General features: G+C 72.7%; 20 protein-coding genes. 11 read left to right on the top strand and 9 right to left on the bottom strand.

Features of this window, described 5'->3' with window-relative positions; genetic code table 11:
* Positions 1–67 precede the first annotated feature (67 nt).
* Positions 68–394 carry a helix-turn-helix transcriptional regulator gene (locus AMY39116_RS0319555; RefSeq protein ID WP_020419331.1) on the top strand — a complete coding sequence of 109 codons (327 nt, stop codon included), beginning with the start codon at positions 68–70 and terminating at the stop codon, positions 392–394.
* Positions 394–798 carry a GNAT family N-acetyltransferase gene (locus AMY39116_RS0319550; protein WP_020419330.1) on the top strand — a complete coding sequence of 135 codons (405 nt, stop codon included), beginning with the start codon at positions 394–396 and terminating at the stop codon, positions 796–798. Before AMY39116_RS0319555 ends, AMY39116_RS0319550 begins: the two co-directional genes overlap by 1 nt.
* A 140-nt stretch (positions 799–938) precedes the next feature.
* Here AMY39116_RS0319550 and AMY39116_RS0319545 read toward each other — a convergent pair whose 3' ends face one another.
* The 3 genes from AMY39116_RS0319545 to AMY39116_RS0319535 all read right to left on the bottom strand — a co-directional run bounded on the left by AMY39116_RS0319545 (position 939) and on the right by AMY39116_RS0319535 (position 4738).
* The gene (locus AMY39116_RS0319545) at positions 939–2285 is read right to left on the bottom strand and encodes an MFS transporter (protein ID WP_027936063.1); all 1347 of its coding nucleotides are present in this window, start codon (positions 2283–2285) and stop codon (positions 939–941) included.
* A 39-nt stretch (positions 2286–2324) separates the two neighbouring features.
* The gene (locus tag AMY39116_RS0319540) at positions 2325–3791 is read right to left on the bottom strand and encodes an NAD-dependent succinate-semialdehyde dehydrogenase (RefSeq protein WP_020419328.1); all 1467 of its coding nucleotides are present in this window, start codon (positions 3789–3791) and stop codon (positions 2325–2327) included.
* A gap of 110 nt (positions 3792–3901) precedes the next feature.
* Positions 3902–4738: an IclR family transcriptional regulator gene (locus AMY39116_RS0319535; protein ID WP_020419327.1), complete on the bottom strand. Its 837-nt coding sequence runs from the start codon at positions 4736–4738 to the stop codon at positions 3902–3904.
* A gap of 155 nt (positions 4739–4893) precedes the next feature.
* Between AMY39116_RS0319535 and fae the strand changes: the two genes are divergently transcribed.
* From fae to AMY39116_RS0319510, 5 genes are read left to right on the top strand one after another with little or no spacing between them, the layout of a single operon-like run.
* Positions 4894–5454 (top strand): formaldehyde-activating enzyme, encoded by a 561-nt coding sequence (gene fae / locus AMY39116_RS0319530; protein ID WP_020419326.1) that lies wholly within the window; start codon positions 4894–4896, stop codon positions 5452–5454.
* A complete protein-coding gene (locus AMY39116_RS0319525; protein WP_020419325.1) occupies positions 5451–6563 on the top strand; it encodes a mandelate racemase/muconate lactonizing enzyme family protein in 1113 nt (370 codons plus the stop codon). Before fae ends, AMY39116_RS0319525 begins: the two co-directional genes overlap by 4 nt.
* Positions 6560–8062 carry an aldehyde dehydrogenase gene (locus AMY39116_RS0319520; protein ID WP_020419324.1) on the top strand — a complete coding sequence of 501 codons (1503 nt, stop codon included), beginning with the start codon at positions 6560–6562 and terminating at the stop codon, positions 8060–8062. The genes AMY39116_RS0319525 and AMY39116_RS0319520 overlap by 4 nt, the downstream gene beginning before the upstream one ends.
* A 41-nt stretch (positions 8063–8103) precedes the next feature.
* A complete protein-coding gene (locus AMY39116_RS0319515) occupies positions 8104–9015 on the top strand; it encodes an NAD(P)-dependent oxidoreductase (protein WP_020419323.1) in 912 nt (303 codons plus the stop codon).
* Positions 9012–10154, top strand: a complete 1143-nt coding sequence (locus tag AMY39116_RS0319510) for an iron-containing alcohol dehydrogenase family protein (RefSeq protein WP_020419322.1) — start codon at positions 9012–9014, stop codon at positions 10152–10154. The genes AMY39116_RS0319515 and AMY39116_RS0319510 overlap by 4 nt, the downstream gene beginning before the upstream one ends.
* Before the next feature lie 17 nt (positions 10155–10171).
* Here AMY39116_RS0319510 and AMY39116_RS0319505 read toward each other — a convergent pair whose 3' ends face one another.
* From AMY39116_RS0319505 to AMY39116_RS0319495, 3 genes are all read right to left on the bottom strand, one after another.
* Positions 10172–10438: a hypothetical protein gene (locus tag AMY39116_RS0319505; RefSeq protein ID WP_020419321.1), complete on the bottom strand. Its 267-nt coding sequence runs from the start codon at positions 10436–10438 to the stop codon at positions 10172–10174.
* 3 nt (positions 10439–10441) lie between these two features.
* Positions 10442–10969, bottom strand: a complete 528-nt coding sequence (locus AMY39116_RS46210; protein WP_157358616.1) for a hypothetical protein — start codon at positions 10967–10969, stop codon at positions 10442–10444.
* Positions 10970–11056: 87 nt separating this feature from the next.
* The gene (locus AMY39116_RS0319495) at positions 11057–11632 is read right to left on the bottom strand and encodes a YceI family protein (protein WP_020419319.1); all 576 of its coding nucleotides are present in this window, start codon (positions 11630–11632) and stop codon (positions 11057–11059) included.
* Between the two features lie 59 nt (positions 11633–11691).
* Here AMY39116_RS0319495 and AMY39116_RS0319490 point away from each other — a divergent pair, with 59 nt between their 5' ends.
* Positions 11692–12195: a MarR family winged helix-turn-helix transcriptional regulator gene (locus AMY39116_RS0319490; RefSeq protein ID WP_020419318.1), complete on the top strand. Its 504-nt coding sequence runs from the start codon at positions 11692–11694 to the stop codon at positions 12193–12195.
* On the opposite strand, the gene AMY39116_RS0319485 is transcribed toward AMY39116_RS0319490, so the two are convergent.
* The gene (locus tag AMY39116_RS0319485; protein WP_020419317.1) at positions 12143–13054 is read right to left on the bottom strand and encodes an alpha/beta hydrolase; all 912 of its coding nucleotides are present in this window, start codon (positions 13052–13054) and stop codon (positions 12143–12145) included. The two genes, AMY39116_RS0319490 and AMY39116_RS0319485, sit on opposite strands and share 53 nt — an antisense overlap.
* Positions 13055–13155: 101 nt before the next feature.
* Between AMY39116_RS0319485 and AMY39116_RS0319480 the strand changes: the two genes are divergently transcribed.
* Positions 13156–14010, top strand: coding sequence for a helix-turn-helix transcriptional regulator (locus tag AMY39116_RS0319480; RefSeq protein WP_020419316.1), 855 nt, complete (start codon positions 13156–13158; stop codon positions 14008–14010).
* A gap of 219 nt (positions 14011–14229) precedes the next feature.
* Positions 14230–14361, top strand: a complete 132-nt coding sequence (locus AMY39116_RS47865) for a hypothetical protein (protein ID WP_020419315.1) — start codon at positions 14230–14232, stop codon at positions 14359–14361.
* On the opposite strand, the gene AMY39116_RS0319470 is transcribed toward AMY39116_RS47865, so the two are convergent.
* Positions 14362–15315 (bottom strand): alpha/beta hydrolase fold domain-containing protein, encoded by a 954-nt coding sequence (locus AMY39116_RS0319470; protein ID WP_020419314.1) that lies wholly within the window; start codon positions 15313–15315, stop codon positions 14362–14364.
* A gap of 261 nt (positions 15316–15576) precedes the next feature.
* On the opposite strand from AMY39116_RS0319470, the gene AMY39116_RS0319465 reads away from it, so the two are divergent.
* Positions 15577–16809: an MFS transporter gene (locus AMY39116_RS0319465; RefSeq protein ID WP_020419313.1), complete on the top strand. Its 1233-nt coding sequence runs from the start codon at positions 15577–15579 to the stop codon at positions 16807–16809.
* Here the strand turns inward: AMY39116_RS0319465 and AMY39116_RS0319460 are convergent.
* The gene (locus AMY39116_RS0319460; RefSeq protein WP_020419312.1) at positions 16782–17639 is read right to left on the bottom strand and encodes an SDR family NAD(P)-dependent oxidoreductase; all 858 of its coding nucleotides are present in this window, start codon (positions 17637–17639) and stop codon (positions 16782–16784) included. The two genes, AMY39116_RS0319465 and AMY39116_RS0319460, sit on opposite strands and share 28 nt — an antisense overlap.
* Between the last annotated feature and the right edge of the window lie 28 nt (positions 17640–17667).

Raw genomic sequence — 17667 nt, 5'->3', positions numbered from 1 at the left:
CGCATAATTACGTACAGTAGGGCCGGCAAGCAAGAGGATTGTTCGACTTTTGCGGTACGGTAGTACGGTGAAGTACCGTCATCCGGAGCGCGACCAGATCCGCGTCGACGAGGTGCTGTCCGCGCTGGGCCACCCGGTGCGGCTGGCCGCCGTGCGCGTGCTGGCCGGCGGCGGCGAGCACAACTGCACCAGCGTCCTGACCGAAATCGGCGTCCCGGCCAAGTCGACGATGACCCACCACTGGCGGGTGCTGCGGGACAGCGGCGTGATCATCCAGGAGCCGTCCGGGCGGGAGAACTTGCTGACCCTGCGCCGCGACGACCTGGACGCGCGCTACCCGGGCCTGCTGGACGCCGTCCTCGCCGGGGCCCGCACCGACGAGGCGGGGTCCTGATGGACTACGCGGTGCGGGCCGAGACGCCCGCGGTCGAGCTGTACCAGCGCCTGCGCGTCGGCGCCGGGCTGAGTCCGAAGTCGACGGTGGCGGCGACGGCGGGCCTGGCCGGATCGTGGTTCGCGGTCGTCGCCTACCACGGTGACCGTCCGATCGGGATGGGCCGCGTCATCGGCGACGGTGGCACCGCATTCCAGATCGTCGACATGTGCGTACTGCCCGAGCACCAGGGGCGGGGCGTCGGCAAGAAGATCATGGCGGCGCTGGTGGACCACCTGCGCGAGCGGGCGCCGCGCTCGGCCTACGTCTCGCTCATCGCCGACGGCGACGCTCGGCACCTCTACGCCAAGTACGGCTTCGAGGAGACGGCGCCGGCATCGGTCGGCATGGCGCTGCGGCTCTGACCGCGCCGGCGCCGCCCCTGCGCCGTGGTCCGCCGCAGACCGCCCCTGGCGAGCGGCATGTTCTCGCGCGGCAGGGGCGCCGCCGAGGTGATCGGCGGCGCCCCGCGCCGGGCACTGCAACCCGAGAGGCGTGAGCGCGCTTACCGGTTGCTCGCCTCGGTCGCCGCGCGTGCGGCGTGGCTCAGTTCGAGCCCGGCGGTCTCCGGGGCGAGGAAGTGCGACAGCAGGCCGCCCGCGGCGAGCACTCCCGCGCCGATCAGCATCGTGGGGCCAACGCCGAGGTGGGTGAGCGTCACCGGGAGCAGGAAGGTGCCGATCGCGGCTCCCACCCGGCTCATCGCGGTCGCGAACCCGACCCCGGTCGTGCGGATCGCGGTCGGGAACACCTCCAGCGGGTACACCGCCGTCAGCGCGCTGGACGCCGCGTTCAGGAACGCGAACACGAGGAAGCACACGACGACCACGGCGATCGGCGCGGTGGGCCAGAACCCGATCAGCGCCAGCGCCGCCGCCGTGATCCAGAACGGCGGGATCAGCAGCTTGCGGCGGCCGATGCGCTCGACCAGCAGGCACCCCGCGGTCACGCCCAGGACCGCGAGCGCGTTGCTGGCCAGCGAACCGGCGAGCGCGTCGCCGAGGCCGAGTGCCTCCAGCACCTGCGGGGAGAACGTGCCGATGGCGAAGTACGGCAGCACCAGCGCCGCCCAGAACGTGCTCGCGAACACGGTGCTGCGCAGGTGGCGGCGGGTGAACAGCAGGCGCAGGCTGTTGCGCCGCTCGCCGTCGGCCAGTTCGGTGTCCACGTCGACGTCCATGCCGTAGCGGCGGATCAGCTCCTCGGCCTCGGCGCGCCTGCCCTTGCTCAGCAGCCACCGCGCGGATTCCGGGATGCCGCCGCGCAGCGCCACGCACACCAGCGCGATCAGCGTGCTGCTGCCCAGCGTCCAGCGCCAGCCGTCGTCCACATCGGACAGGGCGTAGCCGACCGCGAAGGCCAGCATGAACCCGACGTACCAGCTGACCTCGAGACTGGCCAGCAGCCGCCCGCGGTTGTGCCGTGGCGCGTACTCCGACAGCAGGGGCGCGCCGATCGCGTACTCGCCGCCGATCGCGATGCCCATCACCAGCCGGATGACGAACAGCTGCCACGCGTTGTCCACGAAGAACTGCGCGATCGAGCCGATCAGGAAGATCATCATGTCGGTGAGGAACACGATCCGCCTGCCGAAGCGGTCGGCGAACCAGCCGAACAGCGGCCCGCCGACGAAGATGCCGACCAGCGCCGACGCGCCGATCAGGCCGGCGGTCCAGTCCGACATGTGCATGTCGGCGACGATCGCGGGCATCGCGGCCCCGATCCCGCCGAGGATGTAGCCGTCGATGCCCTGGCCCACCTGCGTGGCGAGCATCAGTTTCGTGCGCAGTCGCCGCCGGCCGCGCTCGTCGGTGACGGAGCCGCCGGTGTCGGTATCGGGCAACGCTGCCATGATCCGTCCTGTTCTCGTGGGGATGGGGGAAATGCGGGGCTAGGCCGGCCAGTCCACGGCCAGGTACCTGGTCTCCAGGAAGGCGTCGATCCCTTCGCGGCCGCCCTCGCGGCCGAGTCCGGACTGCTTCACGCCACCGAACGGCGCGGCCGGGTCGGAGATCAGGCCCCGGTTGACGCCGACCATCCCGGTCTCCAGGCGGTCGGCGATCCGCAGGGCACGGCCCAGGTCGGCCGAGTAGACGTAGGCGGCGAGACCGTGCACGGTGTCGTTGGCGCGGGCGAGCAGGCCGGCCTCGCCGGTGAAGGTGGTGATCGGCGCGACCGGGCCGAACACCTCGGTGCGCATGATCTCCGCGTCGTCCGGCACGCCGGCCAGCACGGTCGCGGGGTGGTACCACCCGGGCCCGTCCGGCCGCGGGCCCTGCGCCGCGATCGTGGCGCCACGGGCGACGGCGTCGGCGACCAGACCGGCGATCTTGTCCACCGCGTCCTGGTTGATCATCGGCCCGAGGCCGACCCCGTCGCCGAGCCCGGGTCCGATCGGGACCGCCGCCATCGCCTCGCCGAGCTTGGCGGTGAACTCCTCGGCGACATCGGCGTGCACGTAGAACCGGTTGGCGGCGATGCACACCTCGCCACCGCCGCGCATCTTGGCGTCCATCGCGCCGCGCACGGCGGCGTCCACGTCGGCGTCGGCGCACACGATGAACGGGGCGTTCCCGCCGAGCTCCATGGTGACGTTGACGATGTTGTCGGCGGCCTGCCGCAGCAGGACCCGGCCGGTGGCGGTGGATCCGGTGAACGAGAACTTCCGCACCCGCTCGTCGCGCAGCCACACGCCGGCGACGTCGGCGGCCCGGTCGGTGGGCAGGACGTTGCACACCCCGGCGGGCAGTCCGGCTTCGGCGAGCAACCCGGCGATCGCCAGCGCGGTGAGCGGGGTTTCCGGCGCGGGTTTGAGCACGACCGAGCAGCCGGCGGCCAGCGCGGGCGCGATCTTGCGCGTGGCCATCGCGGCCGGGAAGTTCCACGGGGTCACGAACGCCGCGACCCCGGCCGCCTGCTTGCGCACCACGTGCCGGAATCCGCCGCCGGGCGCGTCGGCGAACCCGGACCCGATCCGGACCGCCTCCTCGGCGAACCAGCGGAAGAACTCCGCGGCGTAGGAGACCTCGGCGAGCGCGTCCCGGTAGGCCTTGCCGTTCTCCAGGGTGATCAACCGGGCGAGCGCCGGGGCGTGCTCGTGCATCGCGGCGAAGGCGGCGTGCAGCACCTCGGACCGCCGCCGCGGCGCCACCTCCCGCCACCGCTCGAACCCGTCCTGCGCCACGCCCAGCGCGGCCCGGGCGTCCTCGGCGGAGGCCGCCGACACCTCGCGGACCGGCTCGGTGGTGGCCGGGTCGAAGACCGGGAAGGTCCGGCCGCCGGCCGCGGACCGCCAGTGCCCGCCGACGAACAGGTCGCCCTCCCCCGCCGCGGTCTTGGCGATCGCGTCGATGTCCATTCTGTTCTCCTCACACCCTGACCTGGCGCGAGGCAACGTATGAGCCGGACGTGTTGCGGGGCAAGAGATCCCGGTGTTTCGCAACCTGAGTTGCGGTGAGGACAACCGCCTCAGGTGAAGCGCCGGGACGCGGGCGGGACGGGGCGCATCCGCCAGCCCAGTTGCTCCGAGACCGCCCCGGCCGCCCGTGCCGTGATCCGGCCGGCCTCGTCCAGCCGCGCGCCGAACCGGTCCTTGGGGGCGGAGACGTTGAGCGCCGCGACCACACGGCCGCGGAAGTCCCGCACCGGCGCGGAAACCCCGACGAGGTCCTCTTCGAACTCCTCGCGGACGGCGGCGTAGCCGTCGCGCTTGCCCCGCTGGATTCGCAACCACAGGTCGGGCAGCGTGCGCACCTCGGACCGCGGGCACCCGTCGCCGAGGTCGGCCCGCAGTCCGAACCGGACATACAGATCGTCCGGTGTGGCGTCCTGCAACAGGACCCGGCCAGCGGACGTGCACGGCGCGGGCACGCCCCGGCCTTCCCAGCCCTGCACGCGGAAGGAGTGCCCGGACACCGACAGCAGCGTGAGCACCTGGTTGTCGCGGAGCACGCACAGGTGGACGGTCTCCTCCAGCTCGCCGGACAGCGAGCGCATGGCCGGTTCCGCGGCACGCAGCAGCCGGTCTTCGACCGTGCGCGCGACCAGGGAGAACAGCCGCCAGCCCAGCCGGTACTCCAGGGTGTCCGGGTCGCGCTCGACGATGCCCTCCTCGGCGAGCGCCTTCAGCGCACGGGACACCTGGCTCTTCTCGCGGCCGACCAGGTGCGCCAGGCGGACCACGCCCAGACCGCCGGCGTGCTGGGCCTCCTCCGACGCCAGCGCCTCCAGCAGATCGATGTCCCGGCGCAGGCCGTGGCCCTGGTTGCGCGCACCCGCGGTGGCGCGCCGACCGTCCGAACTCACGGCCGTAGCGTAAACCAGGGGTAACGGCGCTGGTCAGGACCGCGGTTGCCGCCATCGCAACCGACGTTGCGATCGGCCGGAACTCCTTGCCGCGCCCTCCCCCGGCTCCTTACCGTTCGGCTGCGTCAACACCATCCGCCACTTCTGGAGATTCCATGACTTTCGCGCCTGCAGCGCTGGTCGGCGAGTCGTTCGTCGGCACGGGGGTCAACGCCGCGCACACCAACATCGTGGTGGGGCGCAAGGGCGGCCCCGTGGAGACCGCCTGGGCGACCGCGCTGGCCACCCCGAGCGCCGGGCACGTGCCGTTCGTGACCGTCGTGCGGCCCGGTGTGCCGGTCAAGCCGCTGACGTTGTTCGTCACCAAGGCGGCCGCGTCCGGCGACCTGCACGAACGGGCCACCTGGGGCTCGGCCCAGGCCGGGCTGGCGCAGGGCGTCGCGGACGCGGTCGAGCACGGGCTGATCCCCGCCGCCGAGGCGGACGACCTGCTGATCATCGCCGCGATCTGGGTCAACCCCGGCGTGGCCGACCTCGACGAGTCCTTCCGCAATCAGCGGGCGGCCGCGTTCGGCGCGATCCGCGCCGCGGTGGCAGGCACGCCGACCGTCGACGAGGTCCGGGCGGCGGCGCGGGCCGGCGCGGCCAACCCGTTCTACGAGCCGGGTGCCACCGTGCTCGCCGAGTCCGCGCCCGCCCCGGAGGCCGCCCGATGAAGATCACCGACATCACCCTCGACCGGCTGCGGCTCGAGCTCGACCCGCCGCTGCGCGCCGCGTGGGATCCCGAGCCGCGGCGGCACTTCGACGCCACGATCGTCCGGGTCCACACCGACGAGGGGATCACCGGCATCGGCTCGGGCGACACCATGGACGGGTTCGAGGCGTTCCAGGACCTGTTCCTGGGCGCCGACCCGCTCGACATCGTGCGGCACGTGAAGGCCATCGAGACCGCCAACTTCCACGGCGGCCACTACTGGCCGCTGGAGGTCGCGCTCTGGGACATCATCGGCAAGACCGCGGGCCTGCCGGTGGCCGCGCTGTTCGGCAACGCGGCCCGGTCCCTGCCCGCCTACGCCTCCAGTGCCGAACTCAAATCGCCGGAGGAGCGGGTGGAGACCGCGCTGCGGGCTCGCGCGGCCGGGTTCCGGGCACTCAAGATCCGCATCGACCGCGACCGGATGGCCGAGGGCATCGCCGCGGTGGAGGCGGTGCGCACCGAGCTCGGCCCGGACTTCGAGATCATGGTCGACCTCAACCAGTCCTGGCGCATGGCCGGGGACACCGCGGACGCCTCGGACCTGGTCAAGACGCGGCGGATCGTGCGCAGGCTGGCCGAGCTGGACGTGTTCTGGGTCGAGGAACCGCTGCCCTACGCCGATCTGGAGGGCTTCCGGGTGCTGCGGGCGGACAACCCGGGGGTGCGGATCGCCGCGGGTGAGATGCACCATTCGGTGCCGGAGTTGTTGCGGTACCTGGAACACGACGTGCTGGACGTCTACCAGATGGACGTCGTGCTGGCGGTGGGCATGCACCGCGCCCGCACCCTCGCCGAGCTGGCGCGGCTCAAGCACCGGCAGTTCACGCCGCACAGCTGGACCAACGGCATCGGCGTGCTGGCGAACCTGCACGTCGCCGCCGGGGTCGGGGGCGGCCCGTACTTCGAGTTCCCGTTCGACCCGCCGGGCTGGACGCCGGAGCGGCGCGACTTCATGCTCGCCGAACCGGTGATGATCAACACTGCGGGTGAGCTCGAAGTCCCGCAGGCGCCGGGCCTCGGCGCCGACCTCGACGAGGACGCCGTGCGGCGGTGGAGGATCCGATGACCGTGCAGCGGGACCACGCGGCGTGGCTGGCCGCCGCCGAACGGATCACCTTCGAAACCCGGCCGTTCATCGACGGCGCCTTCACCGACGCCCTGTCCGGCGAGGTGTTCACCTCGACCTCGCCGCGCGACGGCAGGGTCCTCACCGAGGTCCAGGCCGGCGGCGCGGAGGACGTCGACCGTGCGGTGCGCGCGGCGCGGGCCGCCTTCGACGACGGCCGCTGGCGCGACCTGCCGCCCAAGGACCGCAAGCGGATCATGCTGCGGTGGGCGGAGTCCATCACCGCGCACGCCGAGGAGCTCGCCCTGCTCGACACGCTCGAAATGGGCAAACCGGTGACCGAGGCCCTGCGGGTCGACGTGGCCAAGACCGCGGAGACCATCGCCTGGTACGCCGAGACGATCGACAAGACCTACGGCGAGGTCGCGCCCGCGCCCGGCGACGCGCTGGCGTTCATCACCCGCGAGCCGCTGGGCGTGATCGGCGCGGTCGTGCCGTGGAACTACGCCCTGCTGATCGCCTCCTGGAAGCTCGGGCCCGCGCTGGCGACCGGGAACTCGGTGGTGCTCAAACCGGCCGAGCAGACGTCGCTGGCCGCCCTGCTGCTGGCGCGGCTCGGGCACGAGGCCGGCCTGCCCGCCGGGGTGCTCAGCGTCGTGCCGGGACGGGGTGAGGTCGCCGGACAGGCGCTCGGCAGGCACCCGGACGTGGACAAGATCGCCTTCACCGGTTCGGCCGAGGTCGCGCGGCGCTTCCAGGTGTACGCCGGGGAGTCCAACGGCAAGCAGGTCGCCGTCGAAGCGGGTGGCAAGTCACCGCAGCTGGTGCTGCCGGACGCCGACATCCCGGCCGCCGCGTCCGCCGTGGCGTGGGGCATCTTCTACAACGCGGGCCAGACCTGCAACGCCGGGTCCCGCCTCATCGTGCACAGCGCGGTGAAGGACCGGCTGCTGGCGGAGATCGTCAAGATCACACGGGAGACCTTCCGGGTGGGCGACCCGCTGGACCCGGCCACCGTGATGGGCCCGATCGTGGACGAGACGCAGCTGCGGCGCGTCCTCGGCCACCTGGACACCGCCCAGGCCGAAGGTGCCGCGACGGTGCTCGGCGGACAGCGGATCCTCGACGGGACCGGCGGCACCTTCCTCGAACCGACCATTGTGGACGGTGTGTCGAACGACATGACCATCGCCCGCGAGGAGGTGTTCGGCCCGGTGCTGTCGGTGATCACCTTCGACGGCGACGCCGAAGAAGGTGCCCGGCTCGCGAACGACACCGACTTCGGCCTGGTCGCCTCGGTGTGGACCCGGGACGTGACCACCGCGCACCGCGTGGCGCGGCGCCTGCGGGCAGGCACGGTCTGGATCAACACCTTCGACGCCAGCGACGTGATCACCCCCTTCGGCGGCTTCAAGGCGACCGGGGCGGGCCGGGACAAGTCCCTGCACGCGCTCGACGCCTACTCCGCGCTCAAGACCACCTGGGTCGACCTGTCCTGACGGTCGGCTCTTCGGACAGCTTCCGGATTGCGAGAACAACCATGCGAGTCGGTTTCATCGGACTGGGCAACATGGGCAGGCACATGGCCCGCCACCTGATCAACGCCGGTCACCAGGTCACCGTGCACGACGCCCGCCCCGAAGCGGCGGCCGAGCACCTGGCACTGGGCGCGACCTGGGCCGGCAGCCCCGCCGAGTGCGCGGCGGGCGCCGAGGTCCTGATCACCATGCTGCCCACCCCGCGCATCGTCGAGGACGTCCTGTTGCGGGGCGGCGCGGCCGCCGCGCTCGACCCGGGCGCGCTGTGGGTCGACATGTCCACCTCCACCCCGGCGGCCGCCGAGCGCGTCGCCCAGGAGGTGCTCGACTCCCGCGGCGTGCACCGGCTGGACGCGCCGGTCAGCGGGATGGCGCGCGGCGCGGAAGCGGGCACGCTGCAGATCTTCGCCGGCGGGGACGCCACCCAGTTCCAGCGCGCCATGCCGCTGTTCACCGCGATGGGCGACCCCGCCCGGATCCTGCACATCGGCGCCGCCGGATCCGGCTACACCGCCAAGCTCATGATCAACCTGCTGTGGTTCTGCCACGTCGTGGCCACCTCGGAGGTGCTGGCGATGGGCGTGAAGGCCGGTGTGGACCTCGGCGTGCTGCGCGCGTCGCTGCTGGCGAGCCCGGCCGCGTCGAACTTCCTGGAACGCGACATCGAGTCGGTGCTGGCCGACGGCGACTACGACGACTCGTTCGCGATGGCGCTGGCCTGCAAGGACCTCGGCCTGGCCGTCGACCTCGGCCGCGAGCTGGGCGTGTCCACCGAGGTGTCCGCGCTCGTCGAGCAGATCTACCGGCGGGCCAAGGCGCAGTTCGGCGACCTGGCCGGCGAGATGAGCCCGGTGCGGCTGTACGAGGGGCTGGCCGGCCGTCCGTTCCGCCTGACTCCGGCGGGTGCGCGGTGACCGCGGGGCGCCTGACGATCGAACCCGCCTGCCGCGTCGAGTTCGGCGCCGGCGCGGTGGACGACCTGCCGCGGTTCGTGACCGAGCTGGGGCACCAGCGCGCCCTGGTGGTCACCGACCGCGGGCTGCAGGCCGCGGGCATCGCGCCGCGGGTCGGCAAGATCCTGCACGCCGCCGGGATCGAGCACGAGATCCACGACGACATCAGCGCCAACCCGTCGACGGCGGAGATCGATCGCGGGGCCGCCCGTGCCCGGGCGTTCGGCCGGGCGGTGGTGATCGCGCTCGGCGGCGGTTCGCCGCTCGACGCGGCCAAGGGCATCGCGCTGCTGGCCGGCAACCCGGACGCCGCCGCGGCCGACGCCGACCGGCTGTGGGACGCCGCGGACGGGCTGCCGGTGATCGCGGTGCCCACCACCTCGGGCACCGGTGCGGAGACCAACGGGTTCGGCGTCATCGAAGACACCTGCGCCAAACGCAAGGTCTACATCGGACACTCGTCGGTGCGGCCGCGGATCGCGGTCCTGGACCCCGAGCTGACCCTCGGGCTGCCGTCCCGGGTCACCGCGGCGACCGGCGTCGACGCGCTCGTCCACGGGATCGAGTCGCTGGCCTCCCGCGGAGCGAACCCGATGTCGGCCGCGTTCGCCCGGCACGCGGTGACGTTGATCGGGCAGTGGCTGCCGGTGGCCCACCGGGACGGCTCAAATCTGGAGGCCAGGGCCCAGCTGATGTTCGGCGCCCACCTGGCCGGGCAGGCGCTGACGTTGTCCGGGCTGGGCCTGGTGCACGGGATCGGGCACGCGATCACCGCCCGCACCGGCACCCCGCACGGGGTCGCGCTGGCCGCCGTGCTGGAAGCGGTGATCGCGTTCAACGCCCCGGCCGCGGCCGCGGCGCACGAACAGGCGGCGCGGGCGCTGGGCACGTTCGAGGGCGACGGGACGGCCGCGACCATCGCCGCGGTGCGGGAGCTCTCCGGCCCGCTCGACGTGAAGAAGCCCTTGCGGCAGCTCGGCGTCGAGCGGAACCTGCTGCCGGAGCTGGCCCGCGCCGCGGTGGCGGACCCGGTCACCCGGAACAACCCGCGCACCCCGTCCGAAACCGAAGTGCGCGAGCTGCTCGCCGAGGTGTACTGAGGATCCGGGCCGGGCGGTCAGCCGTCCGGCCCGGACCGCCGGCGGGTCACGATCTTCCCCAGGGGCACCAGGACCGACAGGATGGCACCCGCGCCGAGAGCGATCAGGAACACCGACTCGACGACGGTGTTCCCGTGTCGCACGCCCTGCGCGTCTTCGCCGTGCAGCGCGGCCAGGAGATCGACCCCGGCGAGGGTCAGCCAGATGATCGCCACCCCCGTGGCGACGGCGCCCACCCCCACGACCGCCGCGGCCGCGAGCACCGCCTTGTCCCGCCGGTGCATCGCTCAGCGCGGGCGTGGCGCCGCCGCGCGGGCGATCCGGTCGGCGAGTTCTCGCGCTCCGGGGAAGAAGGCGTTCACGACCACCTTCCGCCCGTCGGCGCGCTTGACGACGCAGCGCCAGTCGATGCCGAGGCGGTGGCCGAGCTTGCCGGGCTGCCAGTTCCCCCGCGCGTCGACCACCGCGACGTCGCTCCACGGGAACTCCGTCCGGTCCCCGGCGTTGCGGTGGTGGACGAAACCGCCTGCGTGCAGGTTGATCCGTTCGCCGCGGTGCCGCAGCCCCTGGACGAGCCGTCGCAGCCCGTAGGGCAGGAGCAGCACGCTGAGCCCGAAACACGCGCTCCCGATCCAGACCGGCGCCGTCATCGACGTCTCCGCGGGCGTGTTGCCGTAGAGGTATTCGTCGAGCTTCACCATGAGCAGGCCGAGCGGGACGAGGCCGGCGGTCGCGACCAGGCACAGCACCGCCTGCCGCAACCGGCGGGCGTTGTCGCTGGGGTAGGACTGCACGAGTGGGCCGAGATCTGCCATGCCGTCCACGCTAAGGACTCCGGACCGCCCTCCGGCCCGGGTGGCCGGAAGCTGCCGGGGCGCCGCGCCCGCCCCGGCAGTCCGTGATCAGCCGGCGTGGATCAGTTCGATCTCCAGCTCCAGGTCGATCTCCTTCGACACCAGCAGTCCGCCCTTGGCCAGTGGCATGTTCCAGGTCAGCCCCCAGTCCTCGCGGTCGATGCGGCCCCGGGCGGAGAACACCGCGCGGTGGTTGTCCCACGGGTCCTGGGCGTAGCCGAGGTAGTCGACGGTCAGGGTGACCGGCCTGGTCACGCCCTTGATCGTCAGCTCGCCGGTCATCGAGCCACCGGTACCCGCCCACCGCACCTCGGCGGAGGTGAAGGTGGCCGTGGGGTGCGCGGCCACGTCGAAGAAGTCGGCCGACCTGAGGTGGTCGTCGCGGGCCTGGTCCCCGCTGTGCACCGAGGCCATGTCGATGGTCACCGAAACCTTGCTGTCCGCGGGGTTCTCGGCGATCTCCACCACGCCGTCCACGCCGGTGAACCGTCCGCGCACCTTCGTCAGCATGAAGTGCCGTCCGATGAAGGCGACCTCGGCGTGCCCCGGGTCGATCCGCCACGTGCCGGCGGCAGGCAGCTCCACCTCGCCCAGCCTGCGGGTGGGCGTCGTTGATCCGGTCATCGGGAGTTCCTCCTTGGCAGTAGATGCGTGCGCACGCACACATTTACTATCCTTACCCCATGAGCGCGTCCGACGACAAGGGCCTGGCGGCCTGGCGAGCGATGCTGCAGGCGTACAACGCCGCGCTGCGGGCCATCGACTCCGACCTGACCAGGTCCGGCACCATTCCCCTCACCTGGTACGACGTCCTGCTGGAGCTGAACGCGGGCCCGGGGCGGCGGCTGCGCATGAACGACCTGGCCGAACGGGTCGTGCTCAGCCGGACCCGCGTCAGCCGCCTGGTGGACGAGATGGTGAGCGCCGGGCTGGTCGAGAAGATCCGCGACGAAGAGGACCGGCGGGTGGTGTGGGCCGCCATGACCCGGTCCGGCGAACGCGCCTTCCGCACCACCGCGCCGCAGTACCTGCGCGGGATCGAGGAGCACTTCTCCCGGCACCTGACGGCCGAGGAGAAGCGGGTCATGGCGGCCGCGCTGACGAAGGTCCGCGACGCCCACACGGTTCCCGAGGTCAGGCCAGGTGCGTCCGGTAGAAGCCGGTCAGCTTCTCGACCGCCGCGGTGACGTGCGGCTCGCGGTCGTACAGGTCGACGTGCGTGGCGCCCTCGATCCAGTGCAGTTCCTTCGGACCGCGCGCCTCCTGGAAGGCCTCCACCGCCATCCACGACGTCACCGCCTCGCGGCCGGCGATCAACAGCAGCGGGCGCGGCGCGATGAGGCTCACGAAGCGGAAGGCGTCGAACAGCGCCAGGCGGTCCACGCTGATCCACGGCAGCAGCTTCGCCGAGCGCGGGTGCTGGGCGCGGTCCGTGCAGTAGTACTCGAACCCCTCGACCCCGTGCTTGCCGCCCAGCTCGCGGGCCTGCTCGACGGTGTCCGGGAAGAGCTGGAAGGTCTGCACACCCTCGCCGCGCGCCTCGGCGGTGCGGGCGGCGGCCGCCGCGTCGAGCATGCCCTGGAACACGGCCGGGTCCTGCGTGCCGTCGGCGCCGAGGCGGAACTGGCGGGCGACGTCGACGGGGCTGACGGTGCCGACGGCCTTGACGCGGTGGTCCCCCGCGGCCGCGGCCATCGAGTAGCCGCCGGAGGCGCAGATGCCCAGCGTGCCGATCCGCTCGGGGTCGACCTCGGGCCGGGTGGTGAGGTAGGAGACCGCGGCCTTGAAGTCCTCGACGCGCTGCGCCGGGTCCTCCAGGCCACGCGGCTCGCCCTCGCTCGCGCCCTGGTAGGCGGCGTCGTAGGCGAGGGCGACGAAGCCCTGCTCGGCCATTCGCCGCGCGTACAGGCCGGAGGTCTGCTCCTTGACGCTCGTGCCGGGGTGGCCGACCACGAGCGCGGGCCACGGGCCGCTTCCGGTGTCCGGGGTGTACAGGTCGGCGGCGAGCTGGAGTCCGTTGCTGGGGAAAGTGACGTTCGTTCTCATGCGTCCCAGATTCGTCCGCGCCGAAGGCCCGTACCAGGGAAGGAACTGCCTATGCAACCCAGTACCAGGCACGCCGTCCCCGCGATGTGGACACTGGAGTCATGGAGACCAACGAGCTGGGCGAGTTCCTGCGCGCCCGCCGCGCCGCACTCGACCCGGCCCGCGCGGGCTTCCCCGACGACGGCAGGCTGCGCCGCGTGCCGGGCCTGCGCCGCGAGGAACTGGCGCAGCTCGCGCACATCAGCGTCGACTACATCGTCCGGCTCGAACAGGGCCGCACGCGGCGGGTGTCCCGCCCGGTCCTCGACGCGCTCGCCGACGCGCTGCAGCTCGCCCCGGACGAGCGCGACTACCTGTTCACCGTCGCCGAGGTCGCGCCGGCCGCGCCGGCCCGGCAACCGGGCAGGCCCAAGGTCGACCGGCAGCTGCGGCAGCTGCTCGACGGCATGCGCGACGTCCCGGCCATGATCCTCAACCGGCGCATGGACGTGCTGGCCTGGAACCGCGGCGCGGCCGCGCTCCTGACCGACTTCGGCGCGCTGCCCGCCGCCGAGCGGAACCTGATCCGGCTCACCTTCCTCGACGACGCCTACCGCGCCCTGTACGCGGACTGGCCGCGCGCGGCCCGCGAATGCGTCGCCGTCCTGCGCATGGAAGCCGGCCGCAACCCCGGCGACAAGGCACTGGCCGCGCTCATCGGCGAGCTCAGCGTCCGCGACCCGGACTTCCGCACCTGGTGGGCGAGCCACCAGGTGCGCGGGCCGCGGCAGCTGGTGAAGACCTACCTGCACCCGGTCGCCGGCCCGATCACGCTCGACGTGCAGCAGTTCTCCGTCGACACCCAGCCGGACCAGCAACTCGTCGCCTACACCGCCGAGCCCGGCTCGCCGTCGCAGGAGGCGCTGGACTTCCTGCTCGCCATGAGCCCGGCCGTGGCCGAGACGGCGGGCTCGTAGCACCGCCGTGCTCGGTGCCCTTCCCGGCCCGCCGCCGGTCCGCGATCCAGGCTCGGGCCATGCGGATCGGTACCGCCCTGCCCAACCAGGTCCGCGATGTCGACGCGTCCGGCGGGCGGCTCACCGTCGGCGTCGGCGGGTTCAGCCCGGTCCCGATGAAGCGGATGGCCCACTTGGGGCGCCGCGGGCGCGGACTACGCGCAGCTCACCTCGTCCACTGTGGCCACTGCACCCGGCGCGATCACCGACGCCATCACAGCGTTCGGCGACCTGGGCGCCACCGACCTCGTCCTCATCCCGGCCACCGACAACCTGGACGAAGTCAAGCGCGCCGTCGACGCCGCGTTGTGATCAGCGGCTGAGCAACCGCTCCAGCCACGACTCCCGCGCGGCCACGCACGCCCTGGCCACCGCCGAGCCGGGGGCGATGTCGTAGAAGCCGTGGAAGGCCCCGCCCCACACGTGCAGCTCGGCTTCGCCCCCGGCGGCCCAGATGGCGCTCGCGAACGCCACCGCCTCGTCGCGGAAGACCTCGACCGCACCGGCGTCGACGAACGTCGGCGGCAGCCCGCTGAGGTCCGTGGCGCGCGCCGGGGCCGCATAGGGCGACACGTCGGCGGTGCCACGCCGCTCGCCCAGGACCATCGTCCACGCGGTCAGGTTGCTGGTCCGGTCCCACACCCCGACGCCGTCGTACTCGCGCGCGGACACGGTCTCGCCGCGGTCGTCAATCATCGGGCACTGCAGCAGCTGACCGAACAACGCGGGGCCGCGGCGGTCGCGCGCCAGCAGGGTCGTCCCCGCGGCCAGCCCTCCCCCGCCGCTGCCGCCGAAGACGACCAGCCGCGCCGGGTCGAACCCGAGCTCGTCCGCGTGCCCGGCCATCCAGCGCAGAGCGGCGTAGCAGTCCTCGACCGGCACCGGGTGCGGGTGCTCCGGCGCGCGCCGGTACTCGACGGTGACGGACACCGCGTCGTACTTCATCGCCCAGTCGATCAACGGGTGCACGGAGGCGAACCGGTCCCCCATGACCATCCCGCCGCCGTGGATGTGGAAGATCCCCGGCCCCCGGTCGCGGTGGTCCTCGCGCGCGATCACCGAGACCGTGATCTCCGCCCCGCGATACCCGGGGATCGTGTGGTCGGTCCAGGTGACCGGGCGGCCGCCGATCTGCTCCTCGATCGCCGGGAACGGCAGGGCGCGGAAGTGGTCCAGACGATCCGCCGTCATGCCGACCGGCACCCGGCCCTCCAGAGCGGGCAGCAGCGCGGCGAGTTCGGGGTCCAACGGGAGTTTCTTCGTCATCCGGCGCATTCCACCACAAGGAGATCGGCATCCGCGGCCGGCGGTGCCTGATCAGGCACGGCGTCGCTCCCCTTGATGCCCGGCGCCACCGCGCCGGGCCCGGAAATCCTTAGCCTGACAGGGTTCCTCGTCACCGACGGCGAATGGAGGGACGATGATCGGCAGCTGGCCCCCCGACTACTGATCCCGATGATCGGCCGGCGCCCCGGGCCCGCGCGGCCCGGGGCGCGTTCTTCCCGAAACGAGGAGTGCCGCCAGCCGATGCCCCTGGCCAATCGCGAGTTCCGTCTGTTGTGGACCGGCCAGACCACCAGCATGGTCGGCAGCGCGATCACCACGACCGCGCTGCCGCTGGCCGCGGTGGTCACCCTCGGTGCGACGACCTTCGAGACCGGCCTGCTGACGGCGGCCGCGTGGCTGCCCTGGCTGCTGATCGGCCTGCCCGCGGGCGCGTGGATCGACCGGCTGCCCAAGCGGCCGGTGATGCTGGCCTGCGACGTGGTCGCCTTCGCCGTGTTCGGCACCGTTCCGCTCCTGGCCACGCTCGGCGCGCTGACCGTGCCGTACCTGATCGCGGCCGCGCTGGTCGGCGGGTTCACCAAGGTGTTCTTCTCCGTCGCCTACCGCGCGTTCCTGCCTGCCGTGGCGAGCCGGGAAGAACTGATCGGCGCCAACGCGAAGCTGCAGGCCGGCTCCGCCGCGGCCGACACCGGCGGGCCAGGGCTCGCCGGGCTGCTCGCCCAGATCTCCGGGCCGGTCAGCGGAATCCTCGTCGACGCCGCCACTTTCGCCGTCTCCGCGCTGTGCCTGCGGGCGATCCGGGTGCGGGAAACGGTCGCGCCCACCGCGCGGCCGTCCTTGCGGGCCCAGATCGGCGAAGGGCTGCGCTTCGTCGCGCGCGACCGCTACCTGCGGACCCTGATGCTCTTCGGAGCCGCGTCGAACGTCGCGCTCACCGTGTACGCCTCGCTGGAGATCGTGTTCCTCTCCCGCACGCTGGGCACCGCGCCGGGCCTGGTGGGCCTGGTCCTCGCGCTCGCGGCGGCGGGTGGCCTGGCCGGTGCCGCCGCGGCCGGACGGCTGAGCACCCGCTTCGGCACAGCGCGCACTTTCCTGCTCTGCCAAGGCTTCGCGGCGGCGATGATGCTGCTCGGCACGTTCAGCCTGCCGGGGTGGGGACTGGTGCTGTTCGTGCTCGGGCAGTCCGGGCTGGCCGCCGGGCTCGCGGCGTCGCAGGTGCTGGCCACGGCGTTCCGGCAGTCCTACTGCCCACCGGAGCTGCTCGGGCGGGTCGCCTCCAGCGCGATGGTGGTCAACTACGGCACCATCCCGCTGGCCGCCCTCCTCGGCGGAGCACTGGGCGAGGCGATCGGCGTCCGCGAAGCGCTGTGGGCCGCCGCCGGGCTGCTGATCGCCGCCCTCCCGGTCCTCGCGCCGCTGCGCCGCCTGCGGGACCTCCCCGCACGTCAGTCGGCCGGCAGCTCGACGGGGTAGGCGCGGCCGAAGTCGGCGGAGGCGCTGACTTCCTGCCAGGTCGCGGCCTCCTCCAGCTGGGCGCGCGAGTAGTTCTGCGCCATCTCGACCGCGAGCGCGCCGAGGAGCAGGTGGGACGGGAGGTTTTCGCGCTTGACGACGCGGACCAGGATTTCCGCGGCGCGTTGCGGATCGCCCGCGGCGGAACCCATTTGTTCGAAGTTGCGCACCAGTTCGCCGACCGTCGCGCTGTACTCGGCCGGGATGTCGGCGATCTCCATCGACGAGCCCGCCCAGTCGGTGGCGAAACCGGCCGGTTCGACCACCAGGCAACGGATTCCCAGCGGCGCCGTCTCGGCTTCCAGAACGCGGGTGAAGCCGTCGACCGCGAACTTCGCCGCCTGGTAGGAACCCAGGCCCGGCGTGCCGCCGACCCGGCCGCCGATCGAGGAGAACTGCACCATCGTGCCCGCCCCCTGCGCCTTGAGCACGGGCAGCGCGGCCGTCGACACGTTGTAGACGCCCCAGAAGTTCGTCTCGAACTGCCGACGGAAGTCCTCTTCGTCCGCGGTCTCCACGGGCGCGACGTTCGCGTACCCGGCGTTGTTGACCACCACGTCGAGCCGTCCGAACCGCGCGACCGCGGCCTCCACAGCGGCGACCGCGGCGGCGCGGTCGGTGACGTCGAGGGCGACCGGCAACACGGCGTCGCCGTACTTCCGCACGAGGGCGTCGAGCTGTTCCGGCTTGCGCGCCGTCGCGACGACCTGATCGCCGGCCTCCAGTGCCGCTTCGGTGAGGGCTCGCCCGAAGCCGCGGGACGAGCCGGTGATGAACCACGTTTGAGTCATGACTCTAGTAAAACTCTGTTGCGTTAAT

It is taken from the genome of Amycolatopsis sp. ATCC 39116, from assembly GCF_000231075.2.
GTDB lineage: Bacteria > Actinomycetota > Actinomycetes > Mycobacteriales > Pseudonocardiaceae > Amycolatopsis_E > Amycolatopsis_E tucumanensis.
The sequence above is the reverse complement of the archived record's forward strand: the minus strand, read 5'-3'. Positions and strand labels throughout refer to the sequence as shown.

Coding starts and splice junctions, on each gene's coding strand:
- AMY39116_RS0319550 (WP_020419330.1), top strand. CDS start 394: ATGGACTACGCGGTGCGGGCCGAGACGCCCGCGGTCGAGCTGTACCAG.
- AMY39116_RS0319545 (WP_027936063.1), bottom strand. CDS start 2,285: ATGGCAGCGTTGCCCGATACCGACACCGGCGGCTCCGTCACCGACGAG.
- AMY39116_RS0319540 (WP_020419328.1), bottom strand. CDS start 3,791: ATGGACATCGACGCGATCGCCAAGACCGCGGCGGGGGAGGGCGACCTG.
- fae (WP_020419326.1), top strand. CDS start 4,894: ATGACTTTCGCGCCTGCAGCGCTGGTCGGCGAGTCGTTCGTCGGCACG.
- AMY39116_RS0319525 (WP_020419325.1), top strand. CDS start 5,451: ATGAAGATCACCGACATCACCCTCGACCGGCTGCGGCTCGAGCTCGAC.
- AMY39116_RS0319520 (WP_020419324.1), top strand. CDS start 6,560: ATGACCGTGCAGCGGGACCACGCGGCGTGGCTGGCCGCCGCCGAACGG.
- AMY39116_RS0319515 (WP_020419323.1), top strand. CDS start 8,104: ATGCGAGTCGGTTTCATCGGACTGGGCAACATGGGCAGGCACATGGCC.
- AMY39116_RS0319505 (WP_020419321.1), bottom strand. CDS start 10,438: ATGCACCGGCGGGACAAGGCGGTGCTCGCGGCCGCGGCGGTCGTGGGG.
- AMY39116_RS46210 (WP_157358616.1), bottom strand. CDS start 10,969: ATGGCAGATCTCGGCCCACTCGTGCAGTCCTACCCCAGCGACAACGCC.
- AMY39116_RS0319495 (WP_020419319.1), bottom strand. CDS start 11,632: ATGACCGGATCAACGACGCCCACCCGCAGGCTGGGCGAGGTGGAGCTG.
- AMY39116_RS0319490 (WP_020419318.1), top strand. CDS start 11,692: ATGAGCGCGTCCGACGACAAGGGCCTGGCGGCCTGGCGAGCGATGCTG.
- AMY39116_RS0319485 (WP_020419317.1), bottom strand. CDS start 13,054: ATGAGAACGAACGTCACTTTCCCCAGCAACGGACTCCAGCTCGCCGCC.
- AMY39116_RS0319480 (WP_020419316.1), top strand. CDS start 13,156: ATGGAGACCAACGAGCTGGGCGAGTTCCTGCGCGCCCGCCGCGCCGCA.
- AMY39116_RS0319470 (WP_020419314.1), bottom strand. CDS start 15,315: ATGACGAAGAAACTCCCGTTGGACCCCGAACTCGCCGCGCTGCTGCCC.
- AMY39116_RS0319465 (WP_020419313.1), top strand. CDS start 15,577: ATGCCCCTGGCCAATCGCGAGTTCCGTCTGTTGTGGACCGGCCAGACC.
- AMY39116_RS0319460 (WP_020419312.1), bottom strand. CDS start 17,639: ATGACTCAAACGTGGTTCATCACCGGCTCGTCCCGCGGCTTCGGGCGA.